The following is a 12,404-nucleotide window of genomic DNA, read 5'->3' as shown; positions in this document are numbered from 1 at the left end:
ATTTCTTATTCGCTAATTACTTTTATGGTATTCTTTACTTGCTCGGCTATTCTCCTAGCTTCACTAATATCGTTGTTTACGATGGTTACATGACCCATTTTTCGGAAGGGTCGTGTCTGCTTTTTGCCATAAATATGAGGTGTAACTCCGTTGAGTTTCAATATCTCCTGCATATTTTCATAGACTACATTTCCAGTGTGCCCTTCGGCACCAACCAAATTCACCATAATTCCAGCAACTTTACTGGCCGTGTTTCCCAAGGGAAGGTCCAAAATAGCGCGTATATGCTGTTCAAATTGGTTGGTATAGCTGGCTTCAATACTGTAATGGCCACTATTGTGGGGCCTTGGAGCTACTTCGTTTACCAAGATTTTATCCTCTTTGGTCTGGAACATTTCTACGGCCAAAAGTCCAACATGCTTTATTTTATTGGATAGTTGCAGCGCTATCTCCTGGGCTTTTTCCGCTACCTTGGCGTCTATTCTGGCAGGGCACAGTACATATTCAACCTGATTGGCTTCGGGGTGAAATTCCATTTCCACTACGGGATACGTCTTTACTTCCCCACTAGGGCTGCGGGCAACTATAACGGCAAGTTCATTTTTAAAATTTATCATTTCCTCGGTGATGCATTCTCCAGAGGGTAGACCATTTAAATCCTCCAATTTACGAACTACTTTTACACCTTGTCCGTCATAACCAAATTGTGTAGCTTTCCAGATAAATGGAAATTTGAGACCTCCATTGGCAATACTATCCTCAATTTCACTTTTATATGCAAAACGCTGAAAATCTGCTGTGGGAATATTGTTGTCTATATAAAACAGTTTTTGTTTTGCTTTATTTTGAATAATGCGCAATGCACGGGTCGGCGGATATACCTTTAAACCTTCATCCTCCAATTTTTCCAAGGCATCCAGATTTACGTTCTCGATTTCTATGGTCAACAGATCTACTTTTTTGCCAAAGCGGTAAACCGCATCAAAATCCATTAGGTCGCCCTTAAAAAACTCATTGCAGGCTATTTTGGAAGGGGCTTCATCTGACGGGTCCATTACCTTTGTATAGATGTCAAATTTTCTCGTTTCGTATAAAAGCATTTTACCTAATTGACCGCCTCCTAGTATTCCTAGCTTAAAATCAGAAGAAAAATAGTTCATGGGAAATGATTCACTTGTATTAAAGTAGATTGTATATTAGGAACAAAAATACATCTAAATCTTAGAAACTAAGCCTAGACCTTTAAAAAAGAGAAATCAAAGTGCTATATTTGGCATCTTAAATTTATTATAAAAACATTAGCCTTGATTAAGCTACACGACAAATATTTTAAGCCTTTTATAAGTGAAGGTGAAATTATGGCCGCAATTAAAAAGATTGCGGATCAGGTTGCTGTGGATTATAAAAAGGAAACCCCCATTTTTGTGGGAGTCCTCAACGGCGCCTTTATGTTTGTTTCTGACTTTTTAAAAGCATATCCACACCCTTGTGAGGTTTCCTTTGTACGCTTAAGCTCTTATCAAGGACTTACTTCTACGGGAATAGTGGAATCGCTATTGGACGTTCCTGAAAATATAGAAGGCCGCAGTGTTATTATCTTGGAAGATATCATTGATACCGGTAGGACCGTTAAAAAATTAATCGACTTATTTTCCAACACCAAGGTGAAGGAATTTAAAATTGCCACCTTGTTTTACAAATCAGAAGTGTATAATGGGGAGTATGATATAGACTATTTCGGTATCAAAATCGAAGATAGATTTATAGTGGGCTATGGATTGGATTATAATGAATTGGGAAGAAATTTAAGAGAAGTATATCAACTAAACCAAAAGCACATGATAAACCTAGTTTTGTTTGGAAAACCTGGTGCAGGAAAGGGCACTCAGGCTTCATTTTTAAAGGAAAAATATAATTTAAAGCATATTTCTACCGGAGATGTCTTTCGTTATAATATTAAGAATGGTACGGAACTGGGAACATTGGCAAAATCGTATATAGACAAGGGAGAATTGGTGCCGGACGAGGTTACCATTAAAATGTTGCAGGATGAGGTGGAAAAAAATCCAGATGCCAGTGGCTTTATCTTTGACGGATTTCCAAGGACAACGGCGCAGGCCAAGGCATTGGATGATTTTTTAGTGACCAAGGAAATGATGATTGACGCTACTATTGCTTTGGAAGCCAATGATGAAGTATTGATTCAAAGATTATTGGAGCGTGGTAAAATTAGCGGTAGGACAGATGATCAGGACGAAAAAATGATTCGTAACCGTTTTGATGAATACAACGAAAAAACAGCACCTTTAAAGGATTACTATGATGATCAGGGGAAATTTCATAGTGTAAACGGAATAGGTTCTATTGAGGATATTACTAGCCGCTTGGCAAAAGTAATTGAAGAGTTACAGGCGATTTAAGATTGGCTTCAGAGGGAATATTTAGACCCTTGAATGATCAATTTTATTAATGGAAGCTTGGAAGCGTTTGAATAATATGCACCACTAACGATTTATGGGTTTAATTTGTTGAACTATATAAATGGGTTGGTCGGGTTATGATGGACCTCGGATAAATAAGCTAAAAAAATGACTGAAGGAAATTTTGTAGATTATGTAAAAGTGCACTTGGAATCCGGTAAAGGAGGAAAAGGTTCTGTGCATTTACATAGGGAAAAGTTTATAACAAAAGGTGGACCAGACGGCGGTGACGGCGGTCGTGGTGGACACATTATTGTCCGCGGCAATAAAAATTTATGGACCCTATTGGGTTTCAAATTTACAAGAACTTTTAGGGCTGGACATGGTGAGCATGGCAGTAAGAACCGTAGTAGCGGCGCCGATGGTCAGGATGTATATTTGGAAGTGCCTTTGGGAACCGTTATTAAAGATGCTGAAACCCAGGAGGTGTTGATGGAGATTACCGAAGATAACGAGGAAAGAATTCTTTTGGAAGGAGGCATGGGAGGTCGTGGTAACTGGCACTTTAGAACGGCGACCAATCAGACACCCAGATACGCTCAACCTGGTGTTAGTGGACAGGAATTAGACCTAATTTTAGAGTTAAAAGTATTGGCCGATGTTGGCTTGGTAGGTTTTCCAAATGCGGGGAAATCCACTCTTCTATCTGTACTTACGTCTGCCCAACCTAAAATAGCGGATTATGAGTTTACTACTCTAAAGCCCAATTTGGGAATTGTGGAATACAGGGATTTTAAAAGTTTTGTTATTGCTGATATTCCCGGAATTATTGAAGGTGCAGCCGAAGGAAAGGGACTGGGGCATTATTTTTTAAGGCATATAGAACGTAATTCCACTTTGTTATTCCTGATTCCGGCCGATAGTAAGGACATTTCTAAGGAATACGAAATTTTGTTGGACGAGCTTCGTAGGTATAATCCGGAGTTGTTGGACAAGGATCGATTGATCGCCATTTCTAAAACGGATATGTTGGACGAGGAGCTAATTGCAGAAATGAGGCTTGAGCTGGACAAGGATTTTAACGATATTCCCTATATGTTTATTTCTTCCGTAGCCCAGATAGGATTGGTAGAACTTAAGGACAGATTGTGGGCAATGTTGAATAAATAGTTTTATTTATTTGACGGGCAAAGTTCCCCAAACTCTATTTTGATATGGCCCTGCGTTTTAACGAATACTTACCTTCTTGAAAAACGGCAATAATAATTTTCACTATTTTAGAGTCTATTTAAGAAATTCCAATCATAATTTCTTAACCTGGCACTTATAAAAATTGGAATAATGAAAAGTATAATCCCATTCTTGTTGTTGATCTTTTTGGTTTCTTGTAGTGCTATTAGAGTAAATTATGACTACGATAGGGAAACTGATTTTTCTAAATATACCACCTATAATTATTATCCGGACATGGATACCGGTTTAAGTGAATTGGATACGAAACGACTTTTAAGGGCCATAGATTCCACTATGCGAGGGAAAGGATTTTTGTTATCTGAAGAGCCAGAATTTTTAATAGGTATTTTGAGCAGGTTTTTTCAGGCTCCAAGAAATAATACCGTTGGGGTAGGACTAGGCGGTTCTGGAAGAAATGTAGGTGGAGGCATGACCATAGGAATTCCGGTTGGAGCCACAAATGTAGAACGGGAAATTCAATTTGATTTCGTGGATAGTCAAAAGGATGAACTATTTTGGCAGGCCATTACGGTAAGTACGTTAAGGGAAAATAGTTCTCCTAATGAAAGGGAGGAGAAATTAAGGGCCTTAGTAATCAGAACTTTTGAAAAATATCCGCCGAAAAGTAGAAAATAAGGTAAGACTACTCCGGAAGTGGAGTAAGAAATCTTTCCAACATTATAAATAAGAAGCGGGACCAATTATTGGTCCCGCTTCTTATTTTGAACAATGTAAAATAAAATTATGGTCTAAGTATTTCTTTATATCTGTCCTTGTAAGCATATAGCATCACAATATTTAGAACAAGCAAGACTAAAGTTAGGCCAATAGAGCCTGGTTCCAAAAATGCATTGAACAATAATGCATTTACTGAAACGGTCATCAGAATGATCATCATTAACGCGCCAAATTTGTTTGTTAATAAGGAAAGTCCGGAAAGAATTTCCACTATAGCTACCACATACAGGGTGTTAGTGCTCATTAAAGCCGAAAAATAATTCATGGCCGCTTCGGACATTTGTCCAGCAGGCATAAAATGTAAGAATTTATTCGCCCCGAAGACTATTAGGAAAAGCCCGAAAACAAAGCGCAAGGCAATAAAGAAGGTAGAGTTCATAATTCGTTGATTTTACGTTAGTTATTTATGAATTTATGAAAAAAAGCAATACCTTTTTATTAATCTTTTGTTTTTTTACTATTCTACCGATATTCGTACCCCCTCGCTATGGCTACTAAATTCAGGTGCATACATACTTTGTATTGTGGTAATGCCATTACTGAAATCACCTGCATTGTTAACCCTTAGGTCATATTCAAATACAAAACCCCCTTTTGGTAAATAGTCGAAAAAGAAATTGGTACTGGCGTCTTTGGTGCTTTCGTAGTAGCCAAGGCCGTCTTGCCATTTATAGCTGGATAGCACATTGATGGGTTCCAGTCCAGCAGCTCTCATATCTTTCATATGTACAAATTCCATTGGCCTATCAACCCTTAATTCAATTCTTATACGAACCAAATCGCCTACATTTAAATGTGTTTCATCATTAATTTCGGATATTACCTCACCTGTATCCGTGTTCTTTTTTAGGAACACTTTCATTTTTAATTTCAAAGGTGTTTCTGCATTTGTAATTTTATCCAAATCTTCAAAATATTGCCAGTACAAAGCTCCCCAAGCAATTCCATCGCCCTTTTTAATAAGTTGTACGTCGGCCATTATGGGACTTATTTCGTTTTTATCCCAAGAGGTTTTAAAATATCCTGTTCCAGCCTCCACTTTTACATTTTCCAGTTTGGAAGGTTCAATTTTTTCTCCCCCAACCATTACGTCTACAGCATCAGTTAAGGATAGCCAATCACTACCTTGTATTAGTAGCGCATATACGGCATCTGTGGTAGCCTTTGTAGTTTTCCATTGATCGGTCTGTTTGTTCTTTAATAACCATATTTTAAGGTTATCTACGGTTTTAACATCATTTTTAATTTCAGAAAAAGCTTCTATCAGTAGTGATTGTGTTTCTATAGGTGCTTGGTACCAATACCAGGAATTGGTGTTTTCTTTCCAATACATGCCCAATTCCTCACTGATAATACTATTTTCTTCCAAGGACTTGATTATTTTATTGGCCGTCGCCTTATCGTCATTCCTGTAAAGAAATAAGGCAATAAGTCCCTTTGAATATAAATCCCGCTTAACCCAATATTTTTGTGCCTGAGTTTTGTAGTAATCCATAATTTCATCAACCTTTTTGGAGGTTTTAATGTCTTTAAAAAAACTGCGCATATATAAGTAATGCAGCTGGGTCGGGCTTAAATGATCATCTTTCAGGCTCCTGGCATATTTTTTCATTTGCTCGTATTCCTGCACAAATTCCTCATCTAAATAAGCAACTGCTCTTGCTATCATTTGCTGTTCTTTAGGGCTACGGATTATATTGGACCCTAATTTTCCTTCACTTGTTTTGGTCGATGTTAGTTTATTCAGATGGCCTAAACCGGTGATAATGTGCTGTGTGATAAATCGGTTTTCCGGACCACCATTAAACCATGCCCAGGCACCGGATGACATTTGATTCTGTTCCAGTTTATTAAAGGCATTGGCCTGGTCGCTCTTCAATTTATTAAGATCGAAAAGTAGTGCTATACGTTTCTTTTGTTCTGATTCTGATTGCGCATCAAGGAGCCATGGAGTTTCCTGAATTAAGATCGATTTTAATTCTTGATTCTTTTCAAGATTGCTCAATAACGCATCGCCGCTGGCCCATTGATTAAAAACCTCTTGTATTCTTGGATTGGAATTGGCAATGTATCCTCCCAAGGTGTTGGCATAGTATCTGGAGAATATTTGTTCATTACAATCATATGGATATTCCATTAAATAAGGTAGGGCCTGTACCGCGTACCATGCCGGATTGGAAGTTATCTCCAAAGTAAGTTGATGATGTCTTAAGGTGGTTGAGTTGGTGTTCTTAAGTTTATCCAAGGTAAAGGTCCTTGTTTCATTGCCGCGCACCCACATTGGCAAGGTTTCGGTAACCAACATTCGGTTCGTGAGTACCGGGAGTACGTTTTGTTCCCCATCACTAAAATCGCCCGCTTTTGCCATTACTTTATACTGGACTGCTTCAATTCCTTCGGGAATTTTCAAATGCCATGACACTTGGGTATTCCCCTTGGCATCTACGGTAAATGTATTTTCAGTTTCAGGTGTTTTTGACGAGACGTCAGTAATCAATAATTCTTCGGTAATCTCTTTTCCTGTAATGACATCCACCAATTCCAACCTAGCTATTCCATCAAGCGATTTTTCCGTAAGATTCGCAATTTTGGTACTGATAACTATTTTATCACCCTCACGTAAAAAACGGGGTGCATTGGGGGTAACCATTAATTCTTTTTGTGTAACAGTTTCGAGGGTAGTGGTAGTACTTTCCAAGGTCTTGGTATGTGCCAACAACTGCAACTTCCATTTAGTCAAAGCCTCGGGCGTAGTAAAACCGAAGGACACATTGCCATCTTGATCTGTCAATAGTTGAGGGAAGAATAAGGCAGTTTCCTGAAGGTTTTTTCGAATCTGAATATCATCAAATCCATCTTTTTCGTCCTTGTTGGCCTGCGGAACCTGTTGGCCGTCCGTTCTATTTTCTGGAGCTGCTGCTCCAATTTCGGCCACTACCGTTTCTTCCAAGGCTGCGCTATCCGATAGTTCCATTATCGCACCTGGCGCATTGCTCTTCATCATCATTCTTTCCCTACGGGCATAGCCGTATCCAAAATGGAGGCCGAACCAATCAAAGGAGTCGTAGTACTGAGGGTCATAGGTTAAACCGTTCCCAAAATTTAAATAGGTGTTAAAAGAGGTAATCCCATAACTATTATAGGCGTTCAAATGCCTGTTAGAGTAATATTGCCCTCTATAATTGGGGGAAAAATTCCAATGATGCCCCTGAAAGGCATCCAATGAGGCATCGTACATACTGGCCAAAAGCTCCGCCGTTACCTTATCTCCTTTGGGACCTTTAATTTTAAAGGACCAAGTTTCTTCAGTACCGGGCATTAACTTATCCCTAAAAGTAAGTGTTTCTATTTTTAGATCAGAACTGGGATAGGGGACGGCTATGGAAAGACTTCCCGTTTGAAAAGAATTATATGCCGAGTAGCTATAATTTATGGCAAATCCGCCCAAGTCATCGGCAGTAACGGGAATTTCAATGGTTTTGGAATTATTGTGCAATTCAATTATATGGGTTGCTACAACTTTGCGGTCCTTTTCAATGAATACAGAAATAGATATTTCCTCGGCACTTGAAAGCAACGTAAGCTGTACTTTATCCCCTATAGTATAGGTGTCTTTGTCTGTCTTGATTTGAAAAAGCTGATTGTCGGCTAACTTCTTATCATTATCACTATAAAAGGTAGTTTGTGTTATATCCTTTACCAGTTGACCAAATTTATCTTTTGTTTCAAGTTCTATAACATATTTTCCTGACAACCACTTTTTAACATTGCCCAATCCAATTTCCGTGGATTTTCCTGTATCAAAACTGGACTCCCACACCAATTCTCCCTTTTCCCAAAAGGCGGCATTATCTTCCTTGCCAAAGGCCTCATGAGGATAAAGTTCCTTGAATTTGGACTTTCCAAAACCAGCATAATCGGGTGCTGCCCAAGGCCTTGGTCTTAACACATTGCTGGGAGCTTGTAATTTATACATTTTCAGGGTACCCTGAGCTGGAACAAACTGCCCGTTCAGGTTGTTGGTAGCAATGGTGATCAAAGGATTTTTAATGTCCTTATTTAGCGGATCGGCAATATGGATATCGGCGGTAAGCGCATGATATCCAACATTGATCATAGTAGTTGTACTGTGGGTCTCCCCATTGAGGTCAGTTACGTCTGCTGTGACCTCAAAATTAAAGGTGGGTAAATTTTCTTTGTCAATACTTAGGTCCGGTAACGCCATAAAACTGATGGTGTATTTTCCATTGGCATCCGTAAGTGTTTCACCATGGGCAATTTCTTGAGTTGTGCCATCAAAATAGGGTAGGTGCCAATAATACCATTTTGGATAATATACTACCCGGCGTACGGTGTAGCTCACCCTGGCGTCGGTAATAAGGCTTCCTGAATAGGCCGTAGCCTTGCCATGGACGGAAATACTGTCATTAACCTTGTAAGTCTCCTCAATGGGCTCCAAGGAGGTTTTAAATTTAGGCCGCTTGTATTCCTCAACGGAGAAATAAGTACTACCGTTAATAAGTACTTCTTCAGAATCTATTTTTAGAGTATAATTACCAGTAAGGCCACTGTTGGGCAGGATAAATTCTCCTGAAAAGGAACCATATTCATTGGTCTTGAACTCTTGTTTGGCAACTTCTTGATGGTTAACATCAAGAAGGCTTGCGGTTATTATGGTGTTGGTAAGCACAGAGGAGGCCGCATTTTTTTTCTTCAAGGCAATTCCCTTAAAATATAAGGGTTGTCCGGGCCTATAGATGCTTCTATCCGTAAATAAAAAACAGGAATAATTGGCGTCACCACTTTCGTCCTCATATTTTGCATTTACATAAAAGTCTTTAAAGTAGGCCTCTTCATCTTTGGCGCTAACCTGAATATCTACATTGTTCCAGCGCTCGTTGGAAAGGGGGAGGACGACCATGCCTTTTTCATCGGAAATAAAAGTCTTGGTCAGTTCAGGTTTTTCGTAGTTTTGATGATAGGAAAATTTTAAGGTAGCCCTTGATATAGGTTTTCCGTTGTTTCGATCTATTACTTGGAAGTGATGATCCGTATTGGTTTTGGCTTCCACTAATGCCAAATTGGAGACTTGAATGTGACTGTAAGAGAAAGTTGTTTGTGTATCGGTATTTGGGATGCCTAAAATAATATAGGACCCATTCGCCAATTCAGGTAATAGGATTTCAATTTTATGTGATTGATAATCATTTTCATCAATGAGTTTGGCATCCCATTTTTTTACTTCCTTTAGTTTTTGAATAAACGCTAATTTCTTATCCTCGGGATATAGCTCGTTAAGCTGTTTTATTTCCTTTTGGGATATCTTACGAGCTGATAAAACCAATGCGTTCAGGTTTTTATAGTCTACCAATATCCGCGAAGGCTTGTTCGTTGGAATATATCGTTCCGCCGTCAATTGAATGTCTTTGGAAAGAATCTCCGATTTTAAAGCTTTGCATTTTTCTGCACCCCTACTATTTGGAAATTGGTTTATAACCGATTCGCAAACTGCCAAGGCTTCTTTTTGCCTCCATCGGTGTTCATCTTTGATATTAGGTCGGTAGCTATTGCCCCATTCGCGGTACAACATGGCAATTTCATATTGATATAGGGCCGAGTTTTTATTGCTCTTTAAGGCTTCGGCGGTATTTTGCAAAACCTCCAGATACTGTTGGTCCTTATTTTGGAATACGGCATGTTCCCTTATGTATTTAAGTCGCTCTATATCTACATCCACGTAAGCCTCGCCTGAAGGGTCTTGTGAGTGGAAATCCAAGAGTTGCTGATATACCACTATGGCCTTGGCTTGCAGGGAAGTTTCATCAATAAGGCTAATTTTCTGCTCAACAAATTGTTTCGCTTCACATAGTATTTCGGGCTCGTCCAATTCAAATTTATCAGCAGGCCTTGTAATACTATTTTCTCCTGACTTATAAAAATCCAATGCCGAATGTGCTAGGAGATCAAATAGGGTAGGGCGATAGATTTCCGAACCTTTTTGTTCTTCCAAGATTTCTTTGAATGCATCTACTTTAAGCTTTTGTAATTCTGACGGATTTTGCAATGAAGCACCAAAATGGATATTGATTTCATGGAAAATAGTGGTCAGATCCCAAGTTCTGAAATCCACACTATCAACTTTTTCCTTTGTTTCTGTACGGTCGTAGAATTGATATCTATTTTGTTGAAAATATTGCCAATATAAATTCGCCAAATAACTTTCCAGAATATTGGTGGTAGGGAACTGGCTTTGGGCTATTATCAATTTAAAATCCTGCACTATTTTTAATTGTGCATCTTCCTCCAAGGTTAAAGCGTATTTTGAGGTGTATAATAGAGATTTTATGATTTCAACGGAATTCTGCTCTTTTTTGGCCTTTTTGGAAATTAAGGCTACAATATTCAGGGCGGATTTTGTCAAGGCCTCCTTTTCAAATTTTTGTACCCTTTCCCATAGCGCTGTATAGGAATCGCTGGTAGATTGGGATTGCCCCATTTGAGAGAATAGAATTATGGTGAATATTGTTGCTATCTTTTTCATGGTATTAATTTAAAGAACAAAACTGGGCAATATTTCAAGAGATCGCAAGCGTAAATGAGTGAACAGCCCTTTTAATGGAGCAAACCGACCTTGAAGAGCATAGATGCAAAAAGAATACCAACGTTGCTTCCGTAGTGTAGAGATTTTTTTCCTCAACCCATAGTAGCGTTAAAAAACATTATGCCTCTAATGTCTTTTGAGATCGGTGGAACAAAAATGGAATTTTGTTCCTGTGCCTGAAAGTTAAAGCGACTTTAGCAATCCACCATCTATGGGGATATTGGTCCCCGTTATAAAGGAGGCGTACTCGGATGCTAAAAAAGTCACCAAATGGCCATATTCCTCCGAATCGCCAAATCGGCCTACAGGAACATGGGAGAGCATTTGTTTTTCTACTTCAGTTATTGGAACGCCCAACGATTTAGCCTTGGCACCATTAAGTTCCTTTAGTCTTTCCGTTTTAAAATAACCTGTTAAGGTACTGTTCACGGTAATGTTGTATTTGCCAACATCGGACGCCAATGTTTTGGACCAGGTAACTACTGCCGCCCTAATGCTATTGGAAAGGGCCAAATAGGATAAAGGTTCCTTTACCGAAACAGAGGCAACGTTAATAATTCGTCCATATTTCTGGGCAATCATACCTTTTAGAGCCTGTTCCGTTGTAAATATCGCAGTCTTAAAAAGTAGGTCGAACGCCTGTTGATAATCATCTGTCTTTTTATCCAAGGCACCCCCAGCGGAAGGTCCCTGGGTGTTATTTACCAAGATATCTACCGTGTTTGTTTTAAAGAAAGCGGCAATACTTTCCTTGTATCCTGCAAAATCGGCATAATCTACTTTCAAGTACTGGTGTTGCTGCCCGTTATCGGTTGGTAAATCCGCTATTAAGGACTTTAATTTGTCCTCACTTCGGGCCATTACCGTTACACTGGCGCCGCTGGCGGCCAATTGCTGGGCAATGGCTCTTCCAATTCCTCGGCTACTGCCCCCAATCAATGCCTTTTTATTTTTGAGTGATATGTTCATCTTGTATCTGGTTTTTTAATCCTCTCCCTATGGGATAAGCCATTTATCTATATTCCTCCCTGGTAGGGCTAAATACATCCATTAGTTTACAGGGTGTTATGGCGCGTCCACTATGTGAGACATTTGGCGGGATTATTACCAAGTCTCCTGGTTCATAGGTGTTGGTAATACCGCCCAGGGTAAATTCGAATTTCCCTTCCAAAACCTGCATCACCTGCTCATTGATATGGGCATGCTCGGGAACTTTGGCTCCTTTTTCCACTTCCCAAAAGGCTAAACTCATATTTTGTGTATGGATAAGTTTTCCATGGTAGCCCGGCATAATTTCTTTGGAGTCAATTTCGGCAAGTTTTATTTTCATTTTTTGAATTCTTTGGTACTAAATTAAAAAATATTAAGGGTTTAAATATGCTTTTCGGCCTTATTCGTAAGGTCCGTATTTC

The 12,404-nt window shown here is 39.1% G+C and carries 8 protein-coding genes; 3 read left to right on the top strand and 5 right to left on the bottom strand.

Annotation, left to right across the window (positions count from 1 at the left end):
• Positions 1-5: 5 nt before the first annotated feature.
• A complete protein-coding gene (locus tag H4O18_RS06460; protein ID WP_187582601.1) occupies positions 6-1,160 on the bottom strand; it encodes a 5-(carboxyamino)imidazole ribonucleotide synthase in 1,155 nt (384 codons plus the stop codon).
• A 144-nt stretch (positions 1,161-1,304) separates the two neighbouring features.
• Here H4O18_RS06460 and H4O18_RS06455 point away from each other — a divergent pair, with 144 nt between their 5' ends.
• From H4O18_RS06455 to H4O18_RS06445, 3 genes are all read left to right on the top strand, one after another.
• A complete protein-coding gene (locus tag H4O18_RS06455) occupies positions 1,305-2,420 on the top strand; it encodes an adenylate kinase (RefSeq protein WP_187582599.1) in 1,116 nt (371 codons plus the stop codon).
• 168 nt (positions 2,421-2,588) lie between these two features.
• Positions 2,589-3,590, top strand: coding sequence for a GTPase ObgE (gene obgE, locus H4O18_RS06450; RefSeq protein WP_187582597.1), 1,002 nt, complete (start codon positions 2,589-2,591; stop codon positions 3,588-3,590).
• Between the two features lie 171 nt (positions 3,591-3,761).
• Positions 3,762-4,289, top strand: a complete 528-nt coding sequence (locus tag H4O18_RS06445; RefSeq protein WP_187582595.1) for a DUF4136 domain-containing protein — start codon at positions 3,762-3,764, stop codon at positions 4,287-4,289.
• Between the two features lie 106 nt (positions 4,290-4,395).
• Here the strand turns inward: H4O18_RS06445 and H4O18_RS06440 are convergent, their stop codons facing one another.
• The 4 genes from H4O18_RS06440 to H4O18_RS06425 form a co-directional block, all read right to left on the bottom strand.
• Positions 4,396-4,770 (bottom strand): DoxX family membrane protein, encoded by a 375-nt coding sequence (locus H4O18_RS06440; protein WP_187582593.1) that lies wholly within the window; start codon positions 4,768-4,770, stop codon positions 4,396-4,398.
• A gap of 78 nt (positions 4,771-4,848) precedes the next feature.
• The gene (locus H4O18_RS06435; RefSeq protein ID WP_187582591.1) at positions 4,849-10,932 is read right to left on the bottom strand and encodes an alpha-2-macroglobulin family protein; all 6,084 of its coding nucleotides are present in this window, start codon (positions 10,930-10,932) and stop codon (positions 4,849-4,851) included.
• A gap of 243 nt (positions 10,933-11,175) precedes the next feature.
• A complete protein-coding gene (locus tag H4O18_RS06430) occupies positions 11,176-11,961 on the bottom strand; it encodes an SDR family oxidoreductase (protein WP_187582589.1) in 786 nt (261 codons plus the stop codon).
• 43 nt (positions 11,962-12,004) lie between these two features.
• Positions 12,005-12,322, bottom strand: coding sequence for a cupin domain-containing protein (locus H4O18_RS06425; RefSeq protein ID WP_187582587.1), 318 nt, complete (start codon positions 12,320-12,322; stop codon positions 12,005-12,007).
• Between the last annotated feature and the right edge of the window lie 82 nt (positions 12,323-12,404).

This window comes from Arenibacter arenosicollis (assembly GCF_014397245.1).
Lineage (GTDB): Bacteria > Bacteroidota > Bacteroidia > Flavobacteriales > Flavobacteriaceae > Arenibacter > Arenibacter arenosicollis.
Note: the sequence above shows the minus strand (reverse complement) of the source record. Positions and strands in the feature narration are given on the sequence as shown.